The organism is Pseudomonas sp. C7.1 (genome assembly GCF_056312395.1).
This window is the reverse complement of record NZ_JBWDTL010000003.1, coordinates 1,767,796-1,793,463: the sequence shown is the minus strand read 5'-3', so window position 1 is coordinate 1,793,463 and position 25,668 is coordinate 1,767,796. Positions and strand designations below refer to the sequence as shown.

The 25,668-nt window shown below is 60.1% G+C and carries 36 protein-coding genes and 2 other RNA genes; 35 read left to right on the top strand and 3 right to left on the bottom strand.

The window, feature by feature from the left end; genetic code table 11:
* Positions 1-82: 82 nt before the first annotated feature.
* The 5 genes from AC0T4W_RS11785 (at position 83) to prpF (ending at position 6,927) form a co-directional block, all read left to right on the top strand.
* Positions 83-838: a GntR family transcriptional regulator gene (locus AC0T4W_RS11785; protein WP_476319135.1), complete on the top strand. Its 756-nt coding sequence runs from the start codon at positions 83-85 to the stop codon at positions 836-838.
* Positions 835-1,731 (top strand): methylisocitrate lyase, encoded by an 897-nt coding sequence (gene prpB, locus AC0T4W_RS11780; RefSeq protein WP_476319134.1) that lies wholly within the window; start codon positions 835-837, stop codon positions 1,729-1,731. Before AC0T4W_RS11785 ends, prpB begins: the two co-directional genes overlap by 4 nt.
* A 68-nt stretch (positions 1,732-1,799) precedes the next feature.
* Entirely contained in the window at positions 1,800-2,960 is a 1,161-nt protein-coding gene (prpC, locus tag AC0T4W_RS11775; protein ID WP_476319133.1) for a bifunctional 2-methylcitrate synthase/citrate synthase, read from the top strand.
* A 5-nt stretch (positions 2,961-2,965) separates the two neighbouring features.
* Positions 2,966-5,575 carry a Fe/S-dependent 2-methylisocitrate dehydratase AcnD gene (gene acnD / locus AC0T4W_RS11770; RefSeq protein WP_476323604.1) on the top strand — a complete coding sequence of 870 codons (2,610 nt, stop codon included), beginning with the start codon at positions 2,966-2,968 and terminating at the stop codon, positions 5,573-5,575.
* 164 nt (positions 5,576-5,739) lie between these two features.
* Positions 5,740-6,927 carry a 2-methylaconitate cis-trans isomerase PrpF gene (prpF, locus tag AC0T4W_RS11765; protein ID WP_476319132.1) on the top strand — a complete coding sequence of 396 codons (1,188 nt, stop codon included), beginning with the start codon at positions 5,740-5,742 and terminating at the stop codon, positions 6,925-6,927.
* A 125-nt stretch (positions 6,928-7,052) separates the two neighbouring features.
* On the opposite strand, the gene ppsR is transcribed toward prpF, so the two are convergent.
* Positions 7,053-7,871, bottom strand: coding sequence for a posphoenolpyruvate synthetase regulatory kinase/phosphorylase PpsR (gene ppsR / locus AC0T4W_RS11760; RefSeq protein ID WP_476319131.1), 819 nt, complete (start codon positions 7,869-7,871; stop codon positions 7,053-7,055).
* A 198-nt stretch (positions 7,872-8,069) separates the two neighbouring features.
* Here ppsR and ppsA point away from each other — a divergent pair, with 198 nt between their 5' ends.
* Together ppsA and AC0T4W_RS11750 are read left to right on the top strand one after the other, a co-directional pair.
* Positions 8,070-10,445 (top strand): phosphoenolpyruvate synthase, encoded by a 2,376-nt coding sequence (gene ppsA, locus AC0T4W_RS11755; RefSeq protein ID WP_476319130.1) that lies wholly within the window; start codon positions 8,070-8,072, stop codon positions 10,443-10,445.
* 137 nt (positions 10,446-10,582) lie between these two features.
* A complete protein-coding gene (locus AC0T4W_RS11750; RefSeq protein ID WP_476319129.1) occupies positions 10,583-11,593 on the top strand; it encodes an alpha/beta fold hydrolase in 1,011 nt (336 codons plus the stop codon).
* A gap of 190 nt (positions 11,594-11,783) precedes the next feature.
* On the opposite strand, the gene AC0T4W_RS11745 is transcribed toward AC0T4W_RS11750, so the two are convergent.
* Positions 11,784-12,476, bottom strand: coding sequence for an XRE family transcriptional regulator (locus AC0T4W_RS11745; RefSeq protein WP_476323601.1), 693 nt, complete (start codon positions 12,474-12,476; stop codon positions 11,784-11,786).
* Between the two features lie 198 nt (positions 12,477-12,674).
* On the opposite strand from AC0T4W_RS11745, the gene AC0T4W_RS11740 reads away from it, so the two are divergent.
* The 3 genes from AC0T4W_RS11740 to AC0T4W_RS11730 are packed head-to-tail and all read left to right on the top strand — an operon-like array spanning position 12,675 to position 13,701.
* Positions 12,675-13,025 carry a helix-turn-helix domain-containing protein gene (locus tag AC0T4W_RS11740; RefSeq protein WP_476319128.1) on the top strand — a complete coding sequence of 117 codons (351 nt, stop codon included), beginning with the start codon at positions 12,675-12,677 and terminating at the stop codon, positions 13,023-13,025.
* A 2-nt stretch (positions 13,026-13,027) separates the two neighbouring features.
* Positions 13,028-13,465 carry a hypothetical protein gene (locus AC0T4W_RS11735; RefSeq protein WP_476316030.1) on the top strand — a complete coding sequence of 146 codons (438 nt, stop codon included), beginning with the start codon at positions 13,028-13,030 and terminating at the stop codon, positions 13,463-13,465.
* Entirely contained in the window at positions 13,462-13,701 is a 240-nt protein-coding gene (locus tag AC0T4W_RS11730; protein WP_476319127.1) for a hypothetical protein, read from the top strand. Before AC0T4W_RS11735 ends, AC0T4W_RS11730 begins: the two co-directional genes overlap by 4 nt.
* 2 nt (positions 13,702-13,703) lie before the next feature.
* Here AC0T4W_RS11730 and AC0T4W_RS11725 read toward each other — a convergent pair whose 3' ends face one another.
* The gene (locus AC0T4W_RS11725; RefSeq protein WP_476319126.1) at positions 13,704-13,967 is read right to left on the bottom strand and encodes a hypothetical protein; all 264 of its coding nucleotides are present in this window, start codon (positions 13,965-13,967) and stop codon (positions 13,704-13,706) included.
* Positions 13,968-13,989: 22 nt separating this feature from the next.
* Between AC0T4W_RS11725 and AC0T4W_RS11720 the strand changes: the two genes are divergently transcribed.
* From AC0T4W_RS11720 to AC0T4W_RS11600, 25 genes are all read left to right on the top strand, one after another.
* Entirely contained in the window at positions 13,990-14,337 is a 348-nt protein-coding gene (locus AC0T4W_RS11720; RefSeq protein WP_476319125.1) for a hypothetical protein, read from the top strand.
* Positions 14,330-16,378 carry a DNA-binding protein gene (locus AC0T4W_RS11715; RefSeq protein ID WP_476319124.1) on the top strand — a complete coding sequence of 683 codons (2,049 nt, stop codon included), beginning with the start codon at positions 14,330-14,332 and terminating at the stop codon, positions 16,376-16,378. Before AC0T4W_RS11720 ends, AC0T4W_RS11715 begins: the two co-directional genes overlap by 8 nt.
* A gap of 17 nt (positions 16,379-16,395) precedes the next feature.
* A complete protein-coding gene (locus AC0T4W_RS11710; protein WP_476316021.1) occupies positions 16,396-17,115 on the top strand; it encodes an AAA family ATPase in 720 nt (239 codons plus the stop codon).
* On the top strand, positions 17,115-17,726 hold the full coding sequence (locus tag AC0T4W_RS11705; protein WP_476316018.1) for a hypothetical protein: 612 nt from the start codon (positions 17,115-17,117) through the stop codon (positions 17,724-17,726). Before AC0T4W_RS11710 ends, AC0T4W_RS11705 begins: the two co-directional genes overlap by 1 nt.
* Complete coding sequence (locus AC0T4W_RS11700; protein WP_476316016.1) at positions 17,723-18,103, top strand: hypothetical protein; 381 nt, start codon at positions 17,723-17,725, stop codon at positions 18,101-18,103. The genes AC0T4W_RS11705 and AC0T4W_RS11700 overlap by 4 nt, the downstream gene beginning before the upstream one ends.
* On the top strand, positions 18,087-18,422 hold the full coding sequence (locus AC0T4W_RS11695; RefSeq protein ID WP_476316013.1) for a hypothetical protein: 336 nt from the start codon (positions 18,087-18,089) through the stop codon (positions 18,420-18,422). The genes AC0T4W_RS11700 and AC0T4W_RS11695 overlap by 17 nt, the downstream gene beginning before the upstream one ends.
* 10 nt (positions 18,423-18,432) lie before the next feature.
* Positions 18,433-19,053 (top strand): DUF3164 family protein, encoded by a 621-nt coding sequence (locus AC0T4W_RS11690; protein WP_476316011.1) that lies wholly within the window; start codon positions 18,433-18,435, stop codon positions 19,051-19,053.
* Between the two features lies 1 nt (position 19,054).
* On the top strand, positions 19,055-19,258 hold the full coding sequence (locus tag AC0T4W_RS11685) for a hypothetical protein (protein ID WP_476316008.1): 204 nt from the start codon (positions 19,055-19,057) through the stop codon (positions 19,256-19,258).
* Between the two features lie 2 nt (positions 19,259-19,260).
* Positions 19,261-19,740 carry a hypothetical protein gene (locus AC0T4W_RS11680; protein ID WP_476316005.1) on the top strand — a complete coding sequence of 160 codons (480 nt, stop codon included), beginning with the start codon at positions 19,261-19,263 and terminating at the stop codon, positions 19,738-19,740.
* Positions 19,741-20,175 carry a hypothetical protein gene (locus tag AC0T4W_RS11675; protein ID WP_476319123.1) on the top strand — a complete coding sequence of 145 codons (435 nt, stop codon included), beginning with the start codon at positions 19,741-19,743 and terminating at the stop codon, positions 20,173-20,175. It abuts the gene before it with no gap.
* 12 nt (positions 20,176-20,187) lie between these two features.
* Positions 20,188-20,406, top strand: coding sequence for a hypothetical protein (locus AC0T4W_RS11670; RefSeq protein WP_476319122.1), 219 nt, complete (start codon positions 20,188-20,190; stop codon positions 20,404-20,406).
* Between the two features lie 13 nt (positions 20,407-20,419).
* Positions 20,420-20,716: an HU family DNA-binding protein gene (locus AC0T4W_RS11665; protein WP_476319121.1), complete on the top strand. Its 297-nt coding sequence runs from the start codon at positions 20,420-20,422 to the stop codon at positions 20,714-20,716.
* Positions 20,715-20,787: hammerhead ribozyme type II (locus AC0T4W_RS11660), an RNA gene on the top strand. Before AC0T4W_RS11665 ends, AC0T4W_RS11660 begins: the two co-directional genes overlap by 2 nt.
* A 12-nt stretch (positions 20,788-20,799) precedes the next feature.
* Positions 20,800-21,471 carry a DUF2786 domain-containing protein gene (locus AC0T4W_RS11655; protein ID WP_476319120.1) on the top strand — a complete coding sequence of 224 codons (672 nt, stop codon included), beginning with the start codon at positions 20,800-20,802 and terminating at the stop codon, positions 21,469-21,471.
* Positions 21,470-21,539: hammerhead ribozyme type II (locus tag AC0T4W_RS11650), an RNA gene on the top strand. Before AC0T4W_RS11655 ends, AC0T4W_RS11650 begins: the two co-directional genes overlap by 2 nt.
* Positions 21,539-21,820: a hypothetical protein gene (locus AC0T4W_RS11645; RefSeq protein WP_476315991.1), complete on the top strand. Its 282-nt coding sequence runs from the start codon at positions 21,539-21,541 to the stop codon at positions 21,818-21,820. Before AC0T4W_RS11650 ends, AC0T4W_RS11645 begins: the two co-directional genes overlap by 1 nt.
* Complete coding sequence (locus AC0T4W_RS11640) at positions 21,817-22,029, top strand: hypothetical protein (protein WP_476315988.1); 213 nt, start codon at positions 21,817-21,819, stop codon at positions 22,027-22,029. The genes AC0T4W_RS11645 and AC0T4W_RS11640 overlap by 4 nt, the downstream gene beginning before the upstream one ends.
* The gene (locus AC0T4W_RS11635; protein ID WP_476315985.1) at positions 22,026-22,427 is read left to right on the top strand and encodes a gp16 family protein; all 402 of its coding nucleotides are present in this window, start codon (positions 22,026-22,028) and stop codon (positions 22,425-22,427) included. Before AC0T4W_RS11640 ends, AC0T4W_RS11635 begins: the two co-directional genes overlap by 4 nt.
* On the top strand, positions 22,424-22,855 hold the full coding sequence (locus AC0T4W_RS11630; RefSeq protein ID WP_476315982.1) for a Mor transcription activator family protein: 432 nt from the start codon (positions 22,424-22,426) through the stop codon (positions 22,853-22,855). Before AC0T4W_RS11635 ends, AC0T4W_RS11630 begins: the two co-directional genes overlap by 4 nt.
* Positions 22,856-22,917: 62 nt before the next feature.
* Entirely contained in the window at positions 22,918-23,469 is a 552-nt protein-coding gene (locus AC0T4W_RS11625; protein ID WP_476315979.1) for a DUF4124 domain-containing protein, read from the top strand.
* Positions 23,470-23,528: 59 nt separating this feature from the next.
* On the top strand, positions 23,529-23,870 hold the full coding sequence (locus AC0T4W_RS11620; protein WP_476318869.1) for a hypothetical protein: 342 nt from the start codon (positions 23,529-23,531) through the stop codon (positions 23,868-23,870).
* Positions 23,860-24,360: a lysozyme gene (locus AC0T4W_RS11615; RefSeq protein WP_476315973.1), complete on the top strand. Its 501-nt coding sequence runs from the start codon at positions 23,860-23,862 to the stop codon at positions 24,358-24,360. Before AC0T4W_RS11620 ends, AC0T4W_RS11615 begins: the two co-directional genes overlap by 11 nt.
* On the top strand, positions 24,357-24,992 hold the full coding sequence (locus AC0T4W_RS11610) for a DNA-packaging protein (protein ID WP_476315970.1): 636 nt from the start codon (positions 24,357-24,359) through the stop codon (positions 24,990-24,992). The genes AC0T4W_RS11615 and AC0T4W_RS11610 overlap by 4 nt, the downstream gene beginning before the upstream one ends.
* Positions 24,992-25,360 carry a hypothetical protein gene (locus tag AC0T4W_RS11605; protein WP_476315967.1) on the top strand — a complete coding sequence of 123 codons (369 nt, stop codon included), beginning with the start codon at positions 24,992-24,994 and terminating at the stop codon, positions 25,358-25,360. The genes AC0T4W_RS11610 and AC0T4W_RS11605 overlap by 1 nt, the downstream gene beginning before the upstream one ends.
* Positions 25,357-25,668 carry a hypothetical protein gene (locus AC0T4W_RS11600; RefSeq protein WP_476315964.1) on the top strand — a complete coding sequence of 104 codons (312 nt, stop codon included), beginning with the start codon at positions 25,357-25,359 and terminating at the stop codon, positions 25,666-25,668. The genes AC0T4W_RS11605 and AC0T4W_RS11600 overlap by 4 nt, the downstream gene beginning before the upstream one ends.

Below are 25,668 nucleotides of genomic sequence, written 5' to 3'. Positions count from 1 at the left end.
GTCAACAATCTAGTAAGGTTGTTTGACATCAATGCCTTCTGGGCGTAGTTTTCAAGCACTTAATTTTCGTAGTGTCGACAATATGCTTGATGCAGTTGAGCCGCTTGAGTCCAGTCAAGAAGACTCGGAAACCCTTTCTGAACAGGTCTTCCGGCGTATTCAGGCGGCCATCGTCAAGGGTGAAATTGCACCCGGCAGCAAGATTTCCGAGCCGGAGTTGGCGCGTACCTATGGCATCAGCCGTGGTCCGCTGCGCGAGGCGATTCACCGTCTGGAAGGTCAGCGCCTGCTGGTGCGCGTACCGCATATCGGTGCGCGGGTGGTGTCGCTTGGTCACGCCGAGCTAATCGAGCTCTATGAGATCCGTGAATCGCTGGAAGGTATGGCTTGCCGCCTGGCTGCCGAACGCATGACCCAGGCAGAAATCGATGAGCTGCGCGCGGTGCTCGACCTGCATGAACAGGACGCGGCCTTTAAAGCTGGCGTCGGCTACTACCAGCAGGAAGGCGACTTCGACTTTCACTACCGAATTATCCAGGGCAGCGGCAATAAAACCCTGACCCAGATGCTCTGCGGTGAGCTGTATCAGCTGGTGCGCATGTACCGCCTGCAGTTTTCTGCCACGCCGAACCGGCCGCATCAGGCATTCGCCGAACACCACCGCATTCTCGATGCCATTGCCGACCGTGACGGCGAGCTGGCCGAGTTATTGATGCGCCGGCATATCGGTGCCTCCAAACGCAATATCGAGCGCCACTATTCCATGAGCGCCGCCAGTGCCATGAGCATGGGGCAGGGCGCGCCGACCAAGACAGCCAAAACCCGAGGTGAGTCATGAGCCAGTTTTCTATCCCGAGCAGTCCAGGCCAGCGTTTCCGTGATGCTGTTGCCGAAGAGCACCCGCTGCAAGTTATTGGCGCGATCAACGCTAACCATGCGTTGTTGGCCAAGCGCGCAGGTTTTAAGGCGATCTATCTGTCCGGTGGCGGCGTGGCGGCGGGCTCTCTCGGGCTGCCGGACTTAGGCATTACCGGCCTGGATGACGTGCTCACTGATGTGCGCCGTATCACCGACGTGTGCGATTTGCCGTTACTGGTGGATGTCGACACCGGTTTCGGCGCCTCGGCGTTCAACGTCGCACGCACGGTCAAGTCGATGATCAAGTTCGGCGCAGCGGCGATTCATATCGAAGACCAGGTTGGCGCCAAGCGCTGTGGCCATCGCCCGAATAAAGAAATCGTCACCCAGCAGGAGATGGTCGACCGCATCAAGGCCGCCGTCGATGCCCGCACCGATGACAGCTTCGTGATCATGGCGCGCACCGATGCCCTGGCGGTTGAGGGCCTGAATTCAGCGCTGGACCGTGCGGCGGCCTGTGTCGAGGCCGGTGCCGACATGATCTTCCCGGAAGCCATTACTGAGTTGGCGATGTACAAGATTTTTGCCGACCGGGTAAAGGCGCCGATTCTGGCCAACATCACCGAGTTCGGCGCCACGCCGCTGTACACCACCGAAGAACTGGCCTCGGTGGATGTCGGTCTGGTGCTGTACCCGCTATCGGCCTTCCGCGCCATGAACAAGGCGGCCGAGAACGTTTATATGGCCGTGCGCCGCGACGGCACCCAGAAGAATGTGGTCGACACCATGCAAACGCGCATGGAGCTGTACGAGCGCATCAATTACCACGCCTTCGAGCAGAGCCTCGACGCGCTGTTTGCCGCCAAAAAATAACCGGAACGCAGGTCTTAGCCGCCTGCTTAAAGGTACGACCGACCGGATCGGATGAGGAGAGATAAGCGATGACTGCGACCCCAGAAACCACCCCAGGCTTCAAACCAAAAAAATCCGTGGCCCTGAGCGGCACTGCCGCCGGCAACACCGCGTTGTGCACGGTCGGCCGCACTGGCAACGATCTGCACTACCGTGGTTATGACGTTCTCGATTTTGCCAACCACTGCGACTTCGAGGAAATCGCCCACCTGCTGGTCCACGGCAAGCTGCCCAACGTGGCCGAGCTGGCTGGCTACAAGGCCAAGCTCAAGGCGTTGCGTGGTTTGCCTGCGGCGCTAAAGGTGTCGCTCGAACAACTGCCGCCGTCCGCCCACCCGATGGATGTGATGCGCACCGCTGTTTCTGTCCTCGGTTGTGTGTCGCCGGAAAAGGACGACCACAACCATCCGGGTGCCCGTGATATTGCCGACAAGCTGATGGCATCCCTGGGTTCCGCCTTGCTGTACTGGTATCACTTCAGCCACAACGGCAAGCGCATTGAGGTTGAGACTGACGACGACTCCATCGGCGGTCACTTCCTGCACTTGCTGCATGGTGAGAAACCGCGCGAATCCTGGGTGCGCGCTATGCACACCTCGCTCAACCTGTATGCCGAGCACGAGTTCAATGCCTCCACCTTTACCTCGAGGGTGATCGCCGGCACCGGCTCGGATATGTACAGCTGCATCGCCGGTGGCATCGGCGCGCTGCGTGGCCCGAAGCACGGCGGTGCCAACGAAGTCGCCTTCGAGAGTCAAAAACGCTACGACAACGCCGATGAGGCCGAGGCCGATATCCGTGCTCGCGTGGAGAAGAAAGAAGTGGTGATCGGCTTCGGACACCCGGTTTACACCGTGAGCGATCCGCGCAACAAGGTGATCAAGGATGTGGCCCGCGAGCTGTCGGTGGAGCAGGGCAATATGAAGATGTATGACATTGCCGAGCGCCTGGAAAGCACCATGTGGGAAATCAAGAAGATGTTCCCCAACCTCGATTGGTTCAGCGCCGTCAGCTACCACATGATGGGTGTGCCGACCGCCATGTTCACCCCGCTGTTCGTGATTGCCCGCACTTCCGGCTGGTCCAGCCATGTGATCGAGCAACGCATCGACGGCAAAATTATCCGCCCGAGCGCTAATTACACAGGCCCCGAAGACCTCAAGTTTGTGCCGCTCAAGGACCGTCCATGATCAGCATAAACAGCCAATACCGTAAGCCGCTGGCCGGCACCGCGCTGGACTATTTCGACACCCGTGAGGCCATCGACGCCATTGCACCCGGTGCCTACGCCAAGCTGCCCTATACCTCCCGCGTGCTGGCCGAGCAGCTGGTGCGCCGCTGCGAGCCGGCCGCATTGACCAACTCGCTCAAGCAGTTGATCGAGCGCAAGCAGGACCTGGATTTCCCCTGGTATCCGGCGCGGGTGGTCTGTCATGACATTCTCGGTCAGACCGCACTGGTCGACCTCGCTGGCCTGCGCGATGCCATCGCTGAGAAAGGCGGTGATCCGGCCAAGGTCAACCCGGTGGTGCCGACCCAGCTGATTGTCGATCACTCACTGGCGGTGGAATTCGCGGGTTTCGATCCGGATGCCTTCGAGAAAAACCGCGCGGTTGAAGAGCGCCGCAACGAAGATCGCTTCCACTTTATCGAGTGGACCAAAACCGCGTTCAAAAACGTCGACGTAATCCCGGCTGGCAACGGCATCATGCACCAGATCAACCTGGAGAAAATGAGCCCGGTGATCCAGGCGCGCGGCGGTGTGGCATTCCCGGATACCTGCGTCGGCACCGACAGTCACACCCCGCACGTCGATGCCCTGGGCGTGATTGCCATCGGCGTTGGCGGTCTGGAAGCAGAAACCGTGATGCTGGGTCTGCCGTCGATGATGCGCCTGCCCGACATCGTTGGCGTGCAGCTCACCGGCAAGCGCCAACCTGGGATTACCGCCACCGATATCGTACTGGCCATTACCGAGTTCCTGCGCAAGGAGCGCGTGGTCGGTGCCTGGGTCGAATTTTTTGGTGAGGGTGCCAGCAGCCTGACCATCGGCGACCGTGCGACCATCTCCAACATGTGCCCGGAATACGGCGCTACGGCTTCGATGTTCTATATCGATCAGCAGACCATCGATTACCTCAAGCTCACCGGTCGTGAGCCGGAGCAGGTGGCCTTGGTGGAGAACTATGCCAAGACCACCGGCCTGTGGGCCGATGCCCTGGTCAGCGCCGAGTACGAGCGGGTGCTGAGCTTCGATCTGTCCACCGTGGTGCGCAACATGGCCGGCCCGAGCAACCCGCACAAGCGCCTGCCGACTTCGGCGCTGCAGGAGCGCGGCATTGCCGACGAGGCCAAACTGGCCGCCGGCAAGGTTGAAGAGGCTGCAGGCCAGCTGCCCGATGGCGCGGTTATCATCGCGGCCATCACCAGCTGTACCAATACCTCAAACCCGCGCAACGTGGTGGCTGCCGGCCTGTTGGCGAAAAAGGCCAATGCCCTGGGTCTGCTGCGCAAGCCCTGGGTGAAAACCTCCTTCGCCCCGGGCTCCAAGGTGGCCAAGCTGTACCTGGAAGAGGCCGGTCTGCTGTCCGAGCTGGAACAGCTGGGTTTTGGCATCGTCGCCTATGCCTGCACCACCTGTAATGGCATGTCTGGCGCGCTGGACCCGGTGATTCAACAGGAGATCATCGACCGCGACCTCTATGCCACCGCCGTATTGAGTGGTAACCGCAACTTTGACGGGCGCATCCATCCATACGCCAAGCAGGCTTTCCTGGCTTCGCCGCCCTTGGTGGTGGCTTACGCCATTGCCGGTACGGTGCGTTTTGATATCGAGCAGGATGTGCTCGGCCACGACCAGCAGGGCAACCCGGTAACGCTGAAGGATCTGTGGCCGAGCGACGAAGAAATCGACGCCCTGGTTGCTACCTCGGTGAAGCCTGAGCAGTTCAAGCAGATCTATATTCCGATGTTTGATCTGGGCACGGTCACTGAAGCTGAAAGCCCGCTGTATGACTGGCGTCCGCAGTCCACCTATATCCGCCGTCCGCCTTATTGGGAAGGAGCCCTGGCTGGCGAGCGTACGCTCAAGGGCATGCTGCCGTTGGCAATCCTGCCGGACAACATCACCACCGATCACCTGTCTCCGTCCAACGCCATCCTGCTGGACAGCGCGGCCGGTGAATACCTGCACAAAATGGGTTTGCCGGAAGAGGACTTCAACTCTTACGCGACTCACAGGGGCGATCACCTGACCGCACAACGCGCCACCTTTGCCAACCCGCAACTGGTTAACGAGATGGCCGTGGTCGACGGCGTGGTGAAGAAGGGTTCGCTGGCCCGCGTCGAGCCGGAAGGCAAAGTCATGCGCATGTGGGAAGCGATCGAAACCTACATGAGCCGCAAGCAGAACCTGATCATCGTCGCCGGGGCTGACTACGGTCAGGGCTCGTCCCGCGACTGGGCGGCCAAAGGCGTGCGCCTGGCGGGTGTGGAAGTGATAGTCGCCGAAGGTTTCGAACGCATTCACCGTACCAACCTGGTCGGCATGGGCGTGCTGCCGGTCGAGTTCAAGCCTGGCACCACGCGCCTGACCCTTGGCCTCGACGGCACAGAAACCTATGACATCGAGGGCGATGTGTCGCCGCGTGGCGACCTGACCCTGGTCGTCAATCGCCGCAACGGTGACGTGTTCAAGGTGCCAGTGACTTGCCGTCTGGACACGGCTGCCGAAGTGCATGTGTACAAGGCGGGCGGCGTGCTGCAGCGTTTTGCTCAGGACTTCCTCGAAGGCAGCGTGGCCTGATTCGTAGGGCGGACATGGCGAAGGCTTGTCCGCCGTTGTGCCATGTCCATACCTCTGATGCCGTAGGTTGGCGTTGATCGCAGCGATACCCAACAGGTTCTACATGGGTATTGCTGCGCTCCACCCATCCGAGGTGTTCGATCACAACCTTTAGGACACTTAAGATGGTTCACCTGCCCCAAATCAAAATCCCCGCCACCTATATACGTGGCGGCACCAGCAAGGGCGTATTTTTCCGCTTGCAAGACCTGCCGCAGAGCTGTCAGGTACCAGGTGCTGCGCGCGACAAGCTGTTTATGCGGGTGATCGGCAGCCCCGATCCCTATGCCGCGCAGATCGATGGCATGGGCGGCGCCACCTCTAGCACCTCCAAGTGCGTGATCCTCTCGAAAAGCAGCCAGCCTGATCACGATGTCGACTACCTCTATGGTCAGGTCTCCATCGACAAGGCCTTTGTCGACTGGAGCGGCAACTGCGGCAATTTATCCACCGGGGCCGGGGCTTTTGCCATTCATGCTGGGCTGATCGATCCCGCGCGTATCCCGGAAAACGGCGTGTGCGTGGTGCGTATTTGGCAGGCCAATATCCAGAAAACCATCATCGCCCATGTGCCGGTCAGCAATGGCCAGGTGCAGGAAGCCGGCGATTTCGAGTTGGATGGGGTGACTTTTCCGGCGGCCGAAATCGTGCTGGAGTTTCTCGATCCGTCCGATGACGGCGAGGAGGGTGGTTCGATGTTCCCCTCCGGCAATCTAGTCGATGAGCTGGAAGTGCCAGGTGTCGGCACCTTTAAGGCGACCATGATCACCGCCGGCATTCCGACCGTGTTCGTTAATGCCGAAGATATCGGCTACAGCGGCACTGAGCTGCGCGAGCAGATCAACGGCGACCCCGAGCAACTGGCGCGCTTCGAGAAGATTCGCGTGGCTGGCGCCTTGCGTATGGGCCTGATCAAAACAGCGGATGAGGCGCTGACCCGCCAGCACACGCCGAAGATCGCCTTTGTCGCCAAGCCCAAGGACTACGTCTCGTCCAGTGGCAAGACAGTGCAGGCGGGTGAAGTCGATCTGCTGGTGCGCGCGCTGTCCATGGGCAAACTGCACCACGCCATGATGGGGACTTGTGCTGTGGCCATCGGCACGGCGGCGGCGATCCCCGGCACTCTAGTCAATCTGGCGGCCGGCGGCAGCGCGCGGGAGGCGGCGCGTTTTGGTCACCCGTCCGGCACCTTGCGCGTTGGCGCCCAGGCGGCGCTGGTGGATGGGCAGTGGACGGTGACCAAGGCGATAATGAGTCGCAGCGCACGGATCTTGATGGAAGGATGGGTGCGCGTACCGGGCGGCTGTTTCTGAGGGCCGCGTAGGATGGGTTGAGCGCAGCGATACCCATCATCTGTAGGCGTGAGCCATTGATGGGTTACGCGGCGCGCAGGAGGGGTGGTGGCTTGGTTAATGCTGTTTCGCGCCGCTAACCCATCCTACTTCAGGCGCCGCTCGACACCTTTTTCCACCAGAATCTTTGCCGAGATTTCCTCAACCGAAAAATGGGTGGAGTTGATATAAGCGATGTTCTCGCGGCGGAATAGATTTTCTACTTCGCGTACCTCAAATTCGCACTGGGCGAAGCTGGCATAACGGCTGTTGGGCTTGCGCTCGTGACGGATGGCGGTAAGGCGATCCGGGTCGATGGTCAGGCCGAACAGCTTGTCCTTGTACTTCTTTAGCGAGGCCGGCAGCTGTAAACGCTCCATGTCGTCTTCAGTCAGCGGATAATTTGCGGCACGAATGCCGTACTGCATTGCCATATACAGGCAAGTCGGGGTTTTGCCGCAGCGCGATACGCCGACCAGAATCAGATCGGCCTTGTCGTAGTAGTGGGTGCGCGCGCCATCATCGTTGTCGAGGGCGAAGTTCACCGCCTCGATACGTTCCATATAGTTGGAGTTGTGACCGATAGAGTGGGACTTGCCGACCGAGTAAGAGGAATGCGAGGTCAGTTCCTGCTCCAGAGGAGCGAGAAAGGTCGAGAAAATATCGATCATAAAACCATCGGACTCGGCCAAGATGTCACGAATATCCTGGTTGACGATGGTGTCGAAGATGATCGGGCGAGAGCCGTCTTTCTCTGCCGCAGTGTTGATTTGTTGTACCATTGCGCGCGCTTTTTCCACGCTGTCGATGTAGGGTCGCGTGAGTTTGGTAAAGTCGATGGTTTCAAACTGTGCCAGTAGACTCTGGCCCAGGGTTTCGGCGGTAATGCCGGTGCCATCGGAGATGAAAAAAGCGGTTCGTTTCATTTGCACCATGGGCCTTAAGCTGAGGACGAATCTTGGCTATCATAGGCCCGACTTTGCAGGGCCGATCTGGCCGGCATTGTTACTTATTTTCCAGGGCCAGGCCACAATCGTGCGGGCATGTCTGCCGCCGAGCTCCCCAGCCCCTAGAGAGCCTTGAATGGGTTCTGAGCTTTTCCAACATTTAGTGGAGAGATCACCTTGGTAGAGTACGTAGTTTCCCTCGATAAGCTCGGCAATCACGATGTTGAGCACGTAGGGGGCAAGAACGCCTCCCTGGGCGAGATGATCAGCAACCTTGCCGGTGCCGGAGTTTCGGTACCCGGTGGTTTCGCCACCACAGCTCAGGCCTACCGGGACTTTCTCGAGCTGAGCGGCCTGAACGAGCAGATCCATGCCGCGCTCGATGCCCTTGATGTCGATGACGTCAACGCCTTGGCCAAGACCGGTGCGCAGATCCGTCAGTGGGTGATGGACGCCAACTTCCCTGAAGAGCTGAACACCCAGATCCGCACCGCCTTCGCCGAAATGGCCGGTGGTAATGACAATATGGCCGTTGCCGTGCGTTCCTCGGCCACCGCCGAAGACCTGCCGGACGCCTCGTTTGCCGGCCAGCAGGAAACCTTCCTGAACATCCGTGGCGTGGAAAACGTGATTCGTGCGGCCAAGGAAGTGTTTGCCTCCTTGTTCAACGACCGCGCCATCGCCTATCGCGTGCACCAGGGCTTCGACCACAAACTGGTCGCCCTGTCTGCAGGCGTACAGCGCATGGTGCGCTCAGAAACCGGCACCGCTGGCGTGATGTTCACCCTGGATACCGAGTCGGGCTTTCGCGACGTGGTGTTTATCACTGGCGCCTACGGCCTTGGCGAAACCGTAGTGCAGGGTGCGGTCAACCCTGACGAATTCTATGTGCATAAGCAGACCCTGGAAGCCGGTCGCCCCGCCATTCTGCGTCGTAACCTGGGCAGCAAAGCGATCAAGATGATCTACGGCGATGAAGCCAAGGCCGGTAAATCGGTCAAGGTGGTCGATGTCGACCGTGCCGAGCGCGCGCGCTTCTGCCTGACGGATGCCGAGGTCAGCGAGCTGGCCAAGCAGGCGATGATCATCGAGAAGCACTACGGTCGTCCGATGGACATCGAGTGGGCCAAAGATGGCGACGACGGCAAGCTGTATATCGTCCAGGCGCGCCCGGAAACAGTAAAAAGCCGCACCAATGTCAATGTAATGGAGCGCTACCTGCTCAAGGAAACCGGCACCGTGCTGGTGGAAGGTCGCGCTATCGGTCAGAAGATCGGTGCAGGCCGCGTGCGGGTGATTCATGACGTGTCCGAAATGGACAAAGTTCAGCCTGGCGACGTGCTGGTCTCCGACATGACCGACCCAGATTGGGAGCCGGTGATGAAACGCGCCAGCGCCATCGTCACCAACCGTGGCGGGCGTACCTGCCACGCCGCGATCATTGCCCGTGAGCTGGGTATTCCGGCGGTAGTGGGCTGCGGTAACGCCACTCAAGTGCTGAAAGACGGCATGGGCGTGACGGTTTCCTGCGCCGAAGGCGATACCGGTTTTATCTTCGAAGGCGAGCTGGGCTTCGACATTCGCAAGAACTCGGTCGATGCCATGCCGGATCTGCCGTTTAAGATCATGATGAACGTCGGTAACCCAGATCGCGCCTTCGATTTCGCTCAGTTGCCCAATGAAGGGGTTGGCCTGGCGCGTCTGGAGTTCATCATCAACCGCATGATCGGCGTGCACCCCAAAGCACTGCTGAACTTCGCCGGCCTGCCGCCGGAGATCAAGGACAGCGTCGAGAAGCGCATCGCCGGTTACGACGATCCGGTCAATTTCTACGTCGAGAAGCTGGTCGAGGGCATCAGCACCCTGGCCGCAGCGTTCTGGCCGAAGAAGGTCATCGTGCGCCTGTCGGACTTCAAGTCCAACGAATACGCCAACCTGATCGGCGGCAAGCTCTACGAGCCGGAAGAAGAAAACCCGATGCTGGGTTTCCGTGGCGCTTCGCGTTATATCAGCGAATCGTTCCGCGACTGTTTCGAGCTGGAATGCCGCGCGCTGAAGAAAGTGCGCAATGAGATGGGCCTGACCAACGTCGAGATCATGGTGCCGTTCGTCCGCACCCTGGGTGAGGCCAGTCAGGTGGTTGATTTGCTGGCTGCCAACGGTCTGGCTCGCGGCCAAGATGGCCTCAAAGTCATCATGATGTGTGAACTGCCGTCCAACGCGATTCTGGCCGAGGAGTTCCTTGAGTTCTTCGACGGTTTTTCCATCGGTTCTAACGACCTGACTCAGCTGACCCTGGGCCTGGATCGCGACTCCGGCATCGTCGCGCACCTGTTCGATGAGCGTAACCCGGCGGTGAAGAAGCTGCTGAGCAACGCTATCCAGGCCTGTAACAAGGCCGGTAAGTACATCGGTATCTGCGGCCAGGGTCCTTCGGACCACCCGGATCTGGCGCGCTGGCTGATGGAGCAGGGCATCGAAAGCGTGTCGCTGAACCCGGATTCGGTGCTTGATACCTGGTTCTTCCTGGCTGAAGGCCAAGCGCCAGCCTGATAGCGCTTTAAATCTCTATTCAAGGGCGGGTTGAACCTGCCCTTTTTTGTGTTCAGCCATCCTTGGCGACCGGCCTGCAGGTCGTCGCCAGCGACGTGAAAAATTGCCCCGGCAATTTTTTATACCAGAGCGAGAAGATGCAAAGCAGCAGTGAGCTTTTCCCCGTCGCCTTGATCAGCGCCGAGTTGCGTGGCGACTTGAGCGAGGATGTCTATCGCCTCAAGCCCGGCAACAGCCCGGACAGCAGTGTCGAATTGGCACTGACTCGTCTCGGCCGTGCCGGGCATGAGTCGGAGCGTGGTGTGCCGGTGATTCTCATCCCCGGCAGTTTTTCCAACCGCCGTTTCTGGTATTCGCCCAAGTGCATTGGCCTGGGGCCTTACCTGGCGCGTGCAGGGTTTGATGTGTGGATCGCCGAGATGCGCGGTCATGGTCTGTCGCCGCGTAATCGCGACTATTCACGCAACACGGTCAGTGATTACGTACGCTACGACCTGCCGGCGATTGCCGATTTTGTTTATGAACAGAATCCGCAGAAGGCTCACTGGTTGGGGCATTCGCTCGGCGGAATTACGCTTGCAGGTGCGCTTGGTGGGCATTACTTGAGTGAAAGTAAAGTCGCGACCGCCGTGTTGTTCGGCAGCCAAGTCAGTCGGGTTTACTGGCCGCTGAAGTTGCCGCCATTGGAGTGGGGCAGTCGCTTGCTGCTTAAGCGCTTCTCGGTGATTTCCGGTTCGCGGCTCAAGCGTGGTCCGGAAGATGAGCCCATTGGCCTGGCGGTCGAAAGCCTGCGTTGGCATGGCTTGTTCGGCCGCTTTGGCGACGCTGATCGCGATTGGTGGGCTGGCTTGGCCGAGGTGCGCGTACCGGTTATGGCCGTGGCTGCGTTGGGCGATCATCAGGACCCAGCATGGGCCTGCAAAAAACTGCTCAAGCAATTTGCTTCACCCTTGAGCGAGTTTCTTTGCCTGGGTAAGAAGCATGGTTTCAGTGGTGATTTCGGCCACGTTGAAATGCTGGTCAGCAAAGAAGCACAGCTTGAGGTCTGGCCTTTGGTCGAGCAGTGGTTGCGCAAGAGCCCACAGGTGGCTGCCGAGCTTGAGCAAGCCGAGTTAGAACGCAATAAAGCCGTTTGTACTGTGAGTTAGTGGGAGTATTGGCATAGCCCGGAGAGTCGGCCGGAAGATGGCGGATATAGCCGGGTGATGGCGGCGGACCAAGTATGGCGCGGGGTTGCGGGCGGCAGGCGGTGGGTGGCGGGCCGGAACAGTGCCAAAACTGAAAAACTGCCATTTGGGCGGATTTCGCGGCGGTTATGGCACAGCTCCATGCGGCGCATCAAATCAGCCAGCCGCCTGCCCAAACCGCGCGGCCGACGATGTGCAGCTCGGCCAGGCGATCCTTGGGCACCACGATCTCTCGATACTCCTTGTTGTGGCTAATGATGCGTACCGAGCCATCGAAGTCGCGCTGTAAGCGCTTGGCGTACAGGTGCTCATCAAGCATCACTACATAAACACCCTCACCCTCAAGGGTGTTGCGGCTTTGGTCGATCATGACCGTGTCGCCGTCATCCAGCAGCCCGGTCATTGAGTCGCCATCAACGCGCAGGCACGCCAGGTCAGCAGGTGTCAGGCCCTTCTTGCGCAGGCTATAGCGCGTGAATGACAGCTGCACCAGGACGCGGGAGCGCTCGTTCCAGGCACCGCTGCCAGCACTGCAACGGGCGTCGTAAAGAGGGACATATGCATATTCGCCATCCTCAATGACTTGAGGTGACGACTGCCGATCTAATTCGCTTCCTTCCCCAGTCATAAGCCAGAGAAGGCTTACGCCAGTGCATTCAGCTAGCGTTATCAGCATTTTGCGCGTTGGTTCACCACCCTTGAGATAGCGCTGTATCCCGCTCTGAGAGATGCCTGTTCTTTTCGCTAAAGCGTTAGCGCTACCCGCTATGTGAACAAGCTTCTGGAGGCGTTCCTGGAACGGATCAACGCTTTCAGGTTCAGGGCCTGAACCTGAAAGCCGCATGCCTTCGTCAGTTTCAAGTTTCAACTTCGCGTAACCTATTGATTTTAAAAGGGTAACCTTTTAGAGAACGGAATCTAACGCGATTAGGCGCAACACCTAACCTGAAAGCGTTTACTTTCAACCTCTATAGCGCTATGTTTATCCGTAACAGGCAGTTAGACAGCCTAAAAAAACCACCCGCCAAGATGGTTGTTACCGATGAACATTACCGAAATGCCACGCGACCCAGCCCAGCGCTGGGAGTGGATCAAGTACCAACTGCGCATCCACGGTTGCGCCCCCGCCGAACTGGCTCGCCAGCTCGACATTACCGACCGGGCTATCCGTGCGGTGAAGCATGCGCCGTATCCGCGTATCGAGCGGGCCATTGCCGAGCGTTTGGACGTGAAGCCGATGCAGCTCTGGCCCGAGCGCTGGAACCTGGATGGCACGCCACTACGGCAACGGCCGAACAGGGCCGAATCTTTGATGGCGTATCACTGTACCGATCGTGCAAAGGATAGCCGTAACTCTCCTGTTTCGCACCGTAAAACCGGCACGGAGGCCTAGACATGCGTCACGGAAAAGACGACCGCACGTTAGACATCTTTGAAGTACCCCGAGCGGTGTTGACCGTGCCGGGCTGCGGCAACTATGCCGCCCAGGTAAGCGAGCTGGTCAGCGAGATGCTGAAAGGCTCCGAGCTGGATCGCTATGAGATTGCCGCCCGCATGTCGCGCCTGAGTGGCGACGACGTGAGCAAGAACATGCTCGACGCCTGGGCCAGCCCGGCCCGCACTGACCACAACCTGCCTTTCTATAGAGCAACGCTGCTTGAAGAAGTGTGCGCCAGCCATCTGCTGACTGATTGGCAGGTGGCACTGCGCGGTGGCCGGGTTGCCTATGGGCGTGATGCTCTGCTGGCCGAACTGGGCCGCTTGGAGCGTACCCGTGATGAGTCAGCGCGCCAGGCGCGTGAACTCAAGCGGCTTATGGGGGAGCAGCAATGAAGCCCTCACTGCTCAAACCAGGCACCTGGCTGTTGATTCGCGAGGCCTTTGGCACAGCTGAGTACCGCGCACGCTTCGAGGGCCGCACACCGGCTCAGGGCAAAGGCCGGCCGGCCCGCAACCGGCTGTTCAATCCTAATTGGGTGGGGCTAGACGGGGCAGATGACAACGGTATCGCGTTTATCAGCGATTACGAGCTGTCGCGCCGTGGGCGGTTACTGGGAGAGCAGCAATGAACTCAGTGCCCGTTCGGTTTTTCTGGCTTGCGCTTGGCCAGGTCCTTGAGGTGCTTGGCCGCGACAGCGAAGTGGTCAATCGCCCAGTTCAGCCTTTCCAGATCAACGTCCCTGTATTCGGCCTGAAAGGCATCCGGCTCGTGGTTAAAACCGTGAGCGAGGTTCGGGGATGGAAGGTCGCCTTTCGCTACTGCGCGCAAATTTTTGTAGTGGGTCTCCAGCTCTTCCAAGTATTTGGCCACGGTTTCATTTCTGTAGATCGCCATTGCTCATTCTCCGAGGTGTTTTATGTCTGATTCGACTATGCCACAGGGCGCTATTACCCGCATTCGCCTGCTGCGCGCTGAGCTTCGGCCGCGCTACGAAAGCCTGCGCAATGCAATGGCTGCGCTGCCGGACGGAGATGAATTAGCCGAGGCTCGTTTTGACCTGGCCCTTGCTGACGTGATTGCGCTGGTTGGTCTAATCCGCCGAGATAAAGAGGTCCGCGAATATGCCGACCGTTATCGCTACCTGCGAGACCTTGGCACTGAAGCCAGCGTAGTCAGTTGTGACGGCGTGTCGCTAGACGGCACCGACCTGGATGACGCGATCGATACCGCGCTGAGCTACCTGGACGATCTGCCCCATGCGTAAGTGGTTCACCGCCCAGGAACTGGTAGGCCTACCGGGAATGCCTGGCACTGTTCAGGGGCTAAATCTCCGCGCCAAGCGTGATGGATGGGAAGCCCAGCTCCGTTTAGGACGCGGTGGTGGCCAGGAGTACTCCTTCACCGTGCTACCTGCCGAGACTCAGGCCGGCTTATTGGCTCGCCTGGTGCAGCAGGAACAACCGCAGGCCGATACCGTTCCGAGCGTAGTACATACGCTCAATGTGCCTAAGCGTGATGCCGTTTCAGCGTCACGCTTAAACGATGATCAACGCGATGTGATGGGTGCGCGGGTGGTGCTCATTCGCGAACTTGAGCGCATGAGCCAGATGGTCAGCCAGCAACGGGCCATCATGACCCTGGTCGGCCTGGCCCGTGATGGGCAGCTTAGCCCCTACCTGGCTGAGCGTGTTGAGCGTGCCAACGACCGCAAGAACCCTGACCGCAGCCTCAGTGAGCGCACCCTCAAGCGCTGGCTAGCGGACTTTCGCAAGCATGGCGAGATTGCTCTGGCACCGGCCCGGCGCAAGCCAGATATGAGCATGCCGACCTGGGCCCCAGCTTTCCTCAAACACTACCAGCGTCCACAAAAGCCCAGTGCCGAAGCTGCCTATGCCGCGTTTAGCGCTGAGAATCCAGGCTGCCCGAGCATTCATGCGGTGCGGCGGTTTCTGGCCAAGCTTAGCCCCGAGGCTCGCGAAGCCGGCCGCATGAGCCCGCAGGAGTTGAAGTCGCTCCAGGCATTCCACCGCCTGGGCAGCGACCACCTGTGGCCGAATGATGTATGGGTGGCGGACGGCCATAAGTTCGACGCCGAGGTCATTGACCCGAGAACCGGCAAAGCCTTCCGGCCAGAGATCACCACCTGCCTGGACTGGCGCACCCGCCGCGTCGTGGGCTACGCCATCAACCTGGCCGAGTCGGCGCTGGCCACGCTGGACATGCTGTGCAGCGGCATTGCCCGTTGCGGCATGTTCCGCGAGTTCTACGTGGACAACGGGTCGGGCTTCGACAACGCCCAGGTGCGTGAGGTGATTGACCGCCTGGGTGGTGGCATGACCAACGCACTGCCCTACAACAGCCAAGCCCGTGGCGTTATCGAGCGCTCGCACAGAACCATCCTGGTGCGCCTGGCGAAAGAATTCGACAGCTATATCGGTGCTGATATGGACAAGCAGGCGGGTACTCGCGTGCACCGCATCAGCCGCAAGGCACTCAAGGCCGGTGAGCAGCCGAAAGAAATCCCCACCCTGTTCGAGTTCTGGCCGCGCCTGGCTGCCGCCCTGGATGCCTACAACGACCATCCACACCGTGGCCTGCCGAAAACCCGCGACCCGCAGACCGGAAGGGTGCGCCACCAAACGCCGAACGAAGCCTGGGCCGCAGCCGTGATGGAAGGTTTCGAGCCGCTGACAGCATCGCTTGACCTGGTGACCTCGCTGACGCGGCCGCAAGAAGTGCGGTTTGTTGACCGAGGCCAGGTGCGCATTAACGGCGGCATCTACTTTCTCCAGGATCTGGTGGCCCTGCATGGCGAGCAAGTACGCGTTGCTTGGGATTACCGCGATGCCAAGCAAGTGGGCATTTTCAGCCTGGACGGCGAACACATTGGTGAGGCCGTACTCAACGGCAATGTGCGCCCCGTGTTCACCAAGCTTGAGCGTAAACAGGACACACGCATCAAGGGCCAACTGGCACGACTGGGCACCAAGGGCGAAACGCTCACCGGCAAAGAGGTCGAGGTGCGCGTGATTGAGCGGCCTACCTCCGATGACGGGATTTACCAGCAGCGCCTAGTCGAGGCCAAGGAATACACCGCCCGACTGGGGCAGGCCGAGCCGGAGTTCGTGATTCCCGGCGACTCCATGGCCCGCTACCGCCTCTGGGAAGAACTCGACGGACGCCAGGCCACTGGCGGCGAACTGACCGACGACGAAGCGCGTTGGCACGCCAACTACCCCAAGCACCAAGACTTCAAATCCATTCAACGCATGTATGAATTCGCGGACGAACAGGCCCGCGCTTGACCAAGGGAGCTACAACAATGAGTGTTTCTAAAATCGTACCTTTGACCAATGTGGGCCTGCTGGCCAGCGCCATCGAGCGCGCCATGTTGCGTCCGCAGGGCTTGCCAGGCTTGATCGTGATGTATGCGGCCAGCGGCCTTGGTAAGTCGGTGGCTGCCACCTGGGCGGCGAACCAACACCGCGCGTACTACGTTGAGTGCCGCGACACCTGGACGAAAAAGGCCTTTCTGCTGGCCATCCTTCGCGACATGGGCATCCTGCCAGGACGCACCCTGAGCGAGATGGTTGACCAGATCGCCGAGCAACTCAGCCGCAGCGGTCGCCCGCTGATTGTTGATGACGTGCAGTACCTGCTGGACAAGGCCGCCGCCAACGTCCTGACCGACCTCTATAACGCCAGCCAGGGCACCATCGTGCTGATCGGTGAAGAGCGCGTGCCCGCCAGCCTGGCCAAGCTGGAGCGCCTGCATAACCGCGTGCTGGAGTGGGTACCAGCCCAACCTGCCACGACAGTGGATGTGCAACAACTGGCCCGCGTTAGTTACCCGAAAGTGAGCATGGCTGACGATTTGTTGGCCGACCTGCACCGCGAGGTCAAAGGCTGCCTGCGCCGCGTGGCGGTCAACCTGTACCGCGTCCACAGCGAAGCCCAGGCGCTGGGTCTGAACAGCATGGACTTGGCCACCTGGGCTAAGCGTGGCTGGTACAACGGTCAGCCGCCACGGAGGGGGGTGTAATGGCGACAGGACGCAAGCCCGCTGACCTGCAAATGCTGGGCGGCAAAAGCAACCGCCAGCGCATTTGGGAAGCCCTGCGCGAGTGCCGTGACGGTGCCAGCGTGTACAGCCTGGCCCGAGCAGCAAAGGTTGAAGACGACACCGTGCTGACCTTCCTGCGTTGCCTGATTGCTGGTGGCTACGTGCTGAAGAACGGCAAAACTTACGCTGCTGCGACCTACACCTTGCAAAAGGACGTAGGAGCCGAAGCACCGAAGCTCAACCGCGACGGCACGCTCAACACTCAAGGGCGCGGGGTCGAGGCCATGTGGCGCAGCCTACGCATCCTGCGTGAAGTGGACGCCCGCGACCTGGTGCAGAGCACCCTTGCCTGCGGCGAGGCCGTGAGCCTGAACACGGCCAGGTCTTACCTGCAATGGCTGCATAAAGCCGAGTACCTGGTGCTGGTTGTGGTCGGTAAGCCCGGCACTCCTGCGACCATGGCGCGCTACCGCCTGGCCCATGGTGCAGACACCGGCCCACGACCGCCGATGATCCAGCGCGTTGGTCAGGTGTTCGATCCCAACCTGGGTGAAGTGGTTTATCGCCAGCCAGCCGAGGTGGACGAATGAACGCCGTCCGCCTTGAAGCCTGGGGCGAGCAGCCCCCGCTGTTTGTGCAACTGCTGGGGGCCGAGGTGGCCCGCAGCAACATGACCAAAACCGGTCAGCGCATCGGCATGAGCCGCACCGCTGTAAGCCTGGTGCTCGCCAACCGCTACCCATCACCCAGCACGGCTGGCGTTGAACGCCGCGTAATGGATGTGCTGGGCCGTTTGGACTGCGTGGCCCTGGGCGAGGTTGTCACCAGCGCGCAGTGCCAAAGCTACCGCGAAAAAGCAGCGCCAACCCACAACCCCAGCGCGATGCAGCACTGGCGCGCCTGCCAGTTCTGCGCAAACAACCCCACCTGCACCGCCCAGGAGAACGCCCATGCACGCATCCACTGAACGGCCGTTGAAAGTGCTTACCAAGGACCACCGCGCCCAGGTCGCCAACTTCAACCAAGCCTGCCGCGAATTACAGCGCCAGGGCGTACGCCTGCACCGCATTGACCTGCAGGGCAACCGCCTGGAAATCGACCACGAAGCCGGCCGCCGTCTGGTGAGCCAGCGCCAGGTGCTTGGGCTCACACGCCGCGCAACGGCGGGCAGCACCGCCTTCACCGCGCTGTTTCAGGGCGTATTTCTGGAATGGCGCGAACCCATTAGCTACCGCGACAACCTGAACACCGCCGCCCCGGCTGGCATCGACCTGACTTTTCACTGAGGACAATTACATGCAAGCACAACAAATTCAGATCCCCGAAGGCTGGGTGCGCAACGCCGTAGGCGGCTTGGTGCACGAAACCGAGATCCGAGAGCAGGACAAGCTGCGCGATGGAGTTGTGACCGAAATCGCCACCATGGCAGTGACCCTTAGCGCCGCACTCAAGGTGCTGAAAGCCAAAGCCCTGGCTGATATTGATGACCTCATCAGCATCGCGGGCGAGAAGTACGACATGAAGCTTGGCGGGCCGAAGGGCAACGTCACGCTCACGAGCTTTGATGGCAGCTACAGGGTGCAACGGGTCTCCGCAGACCGCATCACCTACACAGAGGAAATGGAGGTCGCCAAGGCCAAGGTATTCGAGTGCATCCGCTCCTGGAGCGATGAATCGAACAAGCACCTGGTCACCATCGCTACCAATGCATTTCGCCTCAATCGCCAGGGCGAAATCAGCGTTTCCCGCGTTGCCGAAATGATGCGGATAGAGATCGATGACCCCGAGTGGAAAAAGGCCATGGAGGCGGTCAAGGACAGCCTGGCCGTATCTGGCAAAGCGATCTATGTCCGAGTGCAGGAGCGCCAGAAAGACGGGGCTTACAAGACGGTCAGCCTTGATATTGCGGGGGTGTGAGATGGGACTTCTGACGAAAATGACCTGGCCGAGCACCTCTTTGCTCAATCTGCTTGATGACGCTGAAAAAAGCGAGGCGGATGTCTTCGACGTAGTGCACCTGGAGTTGAACAGCGGTAGCGATTACCTAGTGACGGTTATCACTGGCCCGAAGGCTGAGAAAGCGGCCGAATTGCTTGAGCGCCTGCGTTCCGAGGAGGACTAAACATGAGCTTGGAATACATCCGCACCAACTACCACGTCGCGGCCAAAAAAGGCGGCCGGGTCAATGCCTACGGCAAGCCTGGAACGATTACCGGCGCCAGCGGCTCGCACTTGCTGATCAAGCTGGACGGTGAGAAGCACAGCAACCCGTACCACCCACGTGATGGTATCGAATACCTGGATCAAGCCGTCGAGCCTAAGCCCAGTACCGCCAAAGTCATCGCCTATTGCTTCGCCTCCGGGCACATCCAGTTCGGCTCGTCTGTGCCCGATGGAGCCATCGGAATCGCCACGGGCACAGACCAAAAGGTCCGCGACACCATCGAGGTCACGGCGCGCTTATCTCGTCACGACAACGAAACGCTGTTCGTGCCTGGTGTCCCTGAGGCAGCGAGTCAGCGTGAAGGGATGACCGCTCTTGCTCGCTACATCCAGTACCTGGGCGAACGCAATGGGCCGGGTTTCCGGGCGCTGGGGGCTTGAATGCAGCGCTACAACGAAACTCACAACCATCCACTGCCGCAGCGTTCCGCGCATCTGGAAAACGAGGCACTGCGCATTGAACAGGCCACCGAGGCGTTTCTGGCCAAGGGCGGAAAGATCGAGCAGATCGGCTACCAGATGAGCGATGCGCCAGCGGTATTCGTCATCAACGCCGAGAAGACGCCTGTCTACGCCCACCTGTTCCAGGCGGCACCAGCATCAACGGCACCTGCAACGGTTGAGCCTGCTAAGCCGCAGCCTGAACCAGCACCAGATACGGCCAGCGACCTAGAAACCAAGCAGGCCGCGCAGATCATGGCGCGCGCCGCCCTGGGCGAACCGCCGAAGTGGATCGCCAAGCAGCTGCACATGACCGAAAAGACCGTGCGCCAAAGGGCTCGCGATTATCACATCAGCTTCAAACACCAACGCTAGGAGGCCGACGCCATGGCTCAACACACCATCACCATCAACGACCTGGACGGTGGGATCTCCATCCGCCACGAAGGCAGCGGCGAAGAAACTGCCGCTGCGCTGCTCGCCAAAGGCCTGGTCGAGGTCGCCCAAGGAATATTGAACAAGGCAGCCAAGCGGCCGTGCCAGTGCCCGAAGTGCCAGGCCAAGCGCGATGCAACCACCACCGAACCCAAACCAACCCTGCACTAAGCGAGGAATCACCATGCAACTGACGCAAAAAGACCTGATCGACACCATCACCCAGGAAGTGGGTGTAAGCGGTACGCCGATCAATAAAACCCAAGTCGAGGCGGTGCTTAACCGTCTGTCCATCATCGCCACCCGCACCCTGAAAGAAGGGAGCGACGTTCCGCTGCCAGGCCTCGGCAAACTCAAGGCCAGCCAGCGTGCCGCCCGTACTGGTCGCAACCCGGCAAGCGGGGCGGCCATCGATATTCCGGCCAAGGTCACGGTCAAGCTGGCCATCGGCAAAGCCCTGGACGAAGCGCTGAACCCCTAAGCGAAACCGCCCCGGCCTAGCCGGTGGTGGTCTGCCCAGCGTGGTTGCTGGGCACTGATGAGCAGCCGAGTACGGAGAGCAACATGGATCACAAGAAAGCCCTGGACAAGATCAAGAAGTGCTTGAGCCTGGCCAATAGCAGCAACCCGCACGAAGCCGCTGCAGCAATGCGCCAGGCCCGCGCGCTGATGGAGAAGTACCAGCTCGAACAGTCGGACGTGGACATGATCGACATCGAGGAGCACGGCACCCGGAGCGGCTCGAAAATGAAGCCCGTGCAGTGGGAGGCGAACTTGGCCGGCACGGTGGCTAAAGCCTATGCCTGCCGCCTGCTGTTTATGGCTGGACTCGGTGAGTGGCGCTTTATCGGTGAAATGGCCGAGCTGGCCAGTTACACGATGGCAGTGTTGCTACGTCAGGTACGCCAGGCGCGTCGCGACTACATCGGCACGGCGCTCAAGCGCTGTAAGTCGACAACCAAAACCAAGCGCGCCGATCAGTTCTGCGAGGCCTGGGTGTGGGGAGTCAGCTCCAAGGTCTCCGAGTTCGCAGGGGCTGAGCCATCGCCTGCCGCTGATGCGTACATGCTCAAGCACCACCCCGAGATCGAGAAGGGCAAGACGGTGGATCGCAATGCCAAAACTAAGGCTTTGAGCCAGCGCGCCATGGGCGATGCAGCTGCTGGGTTATGTGCTGCCAGCGATGTACAGCTTAACCATGGTGTCCAGGGGCAAGCGCCACTAGCACTGCACTAAGCGAAACCTCGCCCACCAGGGCGACGGTCTGCCGGGTGTGGTTGCCCGGTACTGATGAGCAGCCAAGATGAGTAAGACAAAACGGACGGAGCGCATCCGCAAGCAGGATGCCGACCGCCAACAGGACAAGCGCAACCGCGACGCGGCGCATCGAGAGCGTGTGGGCGCGGAAGTGACAAAACTGACCACCTACCGGGGCACCCGTGCCGACTGGGCGCTGATGCAGCAGGTTGGTGAGTATGAGGAAGTCGAGGAAGTGATAACGCTTATGACCCGCTACATGGCGGGCATGGCCAGGCGCGACCCGCAGGCATTCCGCGATGCCATGAACCCGAGGAACCCGGTATGAATGTTCAACCTGCCGATTATGCGACGCCCACTCAACGAGCCGCCTGGTATGGCCCGGAAAAGCTATGCAGCAAGTGCAGTGAATACTGGCCTGCTGACGAAGAGTTCTTTTTCCGGGAAACGCGGAGAAAGGACGGCTTAGCCGCCCATTGCAAGGCGTGTTACTACGAAACTCCGTCAGTTCTGAAGCGTCGCGGGCGGCTGCAATGAGCCTGGCTAAAATCCATATTGCCAAGCAGCAGCTCGGCCTCGATGACGACACCTACCGGGCGTTGCTGTTTCGCATTGCCCGCGTGCGTTCGGCAAAAGACCTGGACAAGCGTCAGACCAGTGAGGTTCTGGCCGAGTTTGAGCGCCTGGGCTTTAAGCCAGCCCCTGCGAAGAAAGCCCGACGCGCAGCCCCCAAGCCAGCACCTGACCGTGCCGCCCAGGTATCCAAGATCGAGGCCTTCCTAGCCGAAGCTAATCGCCCCTGGAGCTATGCCGATGCGATGGCCCTGCGCATGTTCAAGGTTGAGCGTGTCGAGTGGTGCGACGCCGACCAGCTGCGCCGCCTGATTGCTGCACTGACCTACGATGCCAAACGCCACGGGAGGCCTGTACAGTGAATATTGAGCAGGTACGCGAGTTGTTGCCGGAGACTGTCCGCCGTATTGCCGACATTGCAGGGCTACCAGCGGCGATGAAGCTGGTAGACGAAATTGGCGGCACGTCCTGGTTCTTTGCCAAAGGCTTTGGCCCATCGGGGCAGGCGCGGGTTGCCGCCTTGGCCGATATTGTGGGCGAAGAGGCCGCGCAACGGCTGACACAACTCATGCCAGAGCGTGATGATGTGTACATTCCCCGGTGTGACGTGGCACTACGCCGGTTGCGCGATCTTGAAATGCATCGCCAGTTTGAACAGGCTGTGCGTGACGGTGTTTCCGCTAATACGGTGGTTGCAGAGCTCGCCCGCACGTATCGTCTGAGTGATCGCCGCGTCTGGATTATTCTCAAGCAGCCTTTGAGCAGCAGCCAATCAGGGTTGTTCGATTAGCCGCCTGCTTGGGTTGCGAGGGGTCTCGCGTTAAAGTTGCATTGACTGTTAAGGAGGGAACCATGCGTCTATTGCTTGCTCTACTGTGCTGTACAGCGCTGCCGGCTCAAGCGGCCACCGTGTTCAAATGTGTGGATGCTTCAGGAAAAGTGACATTTACTCAGCAGCAGTGCCCGGACGGAAAGGTGCTGGCCGATGTGGTGCGGGCTCACAATGCTGCCCCCAGTGGTAGCAGCACACCGTCAACGATGGCACCGGAGCCAGGCAGTCGGCGAGACTTACTGCGCCAGGAGTTCAAGCAACTGGCCGATGATATGCGAGCCCCCCGGCCTACCTCTGGAGGGGTTACGGTGGTGGGTGGATCAGTCGCGCCGCCCCCTTGCTCTACAGGGTTGTCTGATCGCGATCTACGCACCGCGAAAGTGCGTGGCGAGGTGGTGCCTGGCATGACTCGCAAGGATGTGGAAAGCATGTATGGCAAGCCCAACAATGATGGCGCGCAGGGTGCCGGTAGCAGCACCTACTGGAAAGATAAGTACCTTGCTGTCACTCACGTAAGTTATGACAGCAATGGTTGTGCACGCTCCAGCTATCAATCCGGCCATAAACCCTAGCCGCACCGCTGAACCCCATCCTCTAAAGCCTCCCCTCTCATGCCGCCGACTATGGCGGCATGAACATTCAAGCCCCCGTATCCCAGCCCAACCCGCGCGACCTGGCCGCCGCCATTCTGGCCGAGCCGGTGTTGGCGCAGCGCCAATTGATGATGGAGCGCTGCCCAGCCGAGTTGCGGCCGTTGGTAGAGGAATACGTGCGGATTGGCTTTGCCAAGGTCAAGAGCTACCGGGCACACATCGACCGTCGCGCGCAAAGCGCACGCGAAAAGCCAGCAGCGGCCCCCCGTCGCGAAGCCAAAAACAGCGTCATTCACCACACCAGTTCCGCGCCTGAGTTCGGCAATCAGCGCCTGGCCGAGCTACGCGCGCTGATCGGAGGTGCACCCCGTGGGCATTAAAAGCCGCATCGCGCTGGCAATCGTTGCCGCCACACCCGTTGTCGCCCATTACGAAGGTCGCAACCTGCTGGCGTACCTCGACCCTGTAGGCATCCCGACAATCTGTGAGGGCTGGACGTATGGCGTGCGCCTTGGCGACGTGGCGACAGATGCCGAGTGCGACCAGAAAACCCAGCTCGCGCTCCAGGAGGCAGCGGAGGTTTTTGAACGCTGGGTGCCCATCAAGGTTATCGCGAGCATGGATATCAAAAGCATCGCGGCCTTTCTGTCCTTTATCTACAACGTCGGCCCCGGCAAACCGGGCGTAAAAGACGGCTTTGTCTGGCTCAAGAGTGGCCGCCACTCGACCCTGCTGCTGCATCTGCAGGCTGGCCGTATCCAGCCAGCCTGCGCACAGCTCAGTTACTGGGTGAGCGCCGGTGGTCGCAAACTGGGTGGGCTAGTGCTTCGCCGTGCGGCCGAGCGCAAGCTTTGTGAGGCGGGCCTATGAGCGCTTTCAGCTCGACCTGGTTCAAGGCAGGCTTGGGGCTTGGCCTATTACTTCTTGCACTCTCGTTCTTTCTGTCAGCTCTGCAAGATGCCTACGACCAGGGGCATGCCCAAGCCAAAAGTGACGGCGCGCTGGCCCTAGAACAGCTGCGTCTGGAGCATGCAGGGGCGCAACTTGATATGACCCGCCGCGCTGCCGCCAGTGCCAAAGCAGCCGCCAAACGCCTGCAGGAAGAGCAAGCCCACAACGACAAGCTAGCCGCCGACCTGGCCGAGCAGCAGCGCACCCACCGAAAAACCACAGACCGCCTTACAGGGGAGATTGCCCGTGTTAACGACCTCTATCGTGACGCCCTCGACGCGCCGCCTAAGCCTCTGCCTGCTTGCGTGTTCACTGCTGGTTGGGTGCGCGTTTATGACGAAGCAACCGGAGCCGCCGCCCCCGGAATGCCCACGGCCTCAGATACCGGCCGAGCTGCTGCGCAAGTCGCCGAAGGCCGAGCCGCTGAGCAACTCGATTCAGGCATCAGCCAGCGCGACGTCCTGGAGCACCACACTCGCTACGCCGAGCAGTGCCGCAACACCGCCGCGCAGCTTGACCTTCTGATTGATGCCGTACAGGAGACGCACTGATGCAAATGGATTTAGGCACCGCCGCCACGTTGATGGGTGTGTTCGCCACGATCATCACCGGGCTGGTCAAGTTGCTGCTCTGGCAGTTCGAGAAGCGTCTTGGTGAGCGTTTCGCTGGCCAGGATGAGGCGCGAAAGATCGCCAGCCAACACTGGGAAGATAGCTTCGCCAAGGTATTGCAGCGTCAGGACAAGGACGCGGAAGCATTGCAGAAACTGGACCGCGCGTTCCTCCACTTCAAGGCTGAACTGCCGCTGGAATATGTCCGGCGCGAGGATTGGGTGCGTGGCCAGTCTGTGATCGAGGCCAAGCTGGATGGCTTGGCGCTCAAGTTTGAAAACATCCTGCTCAAAAGGAACGCGCAATGATCGATGCAGCCAAAGCACGCCGGGAAACCCTGCGCTGGTACATCCTGCTGACCCTGAATACCTCGCGCCCGGTTGACCCGCATGAGGCGGTGGTGCTGTCTACCATCCAGGGAATCTATCCAGACGCCACGCAGCTGGAGCTGCGCCGCGAGCTGGACTACCTGCACGACCGCCGCCTGGTAACGCTGAAGAAACAGCCGTCCGGCCCGTGGGTCTGTGGCCTGACCCACTATGGAGTGGATATCGCCGAGTACACCATCGAATGCAATGCAGGCATTGCTCGCCCGGAAAAATACTGGAGCGCTTGA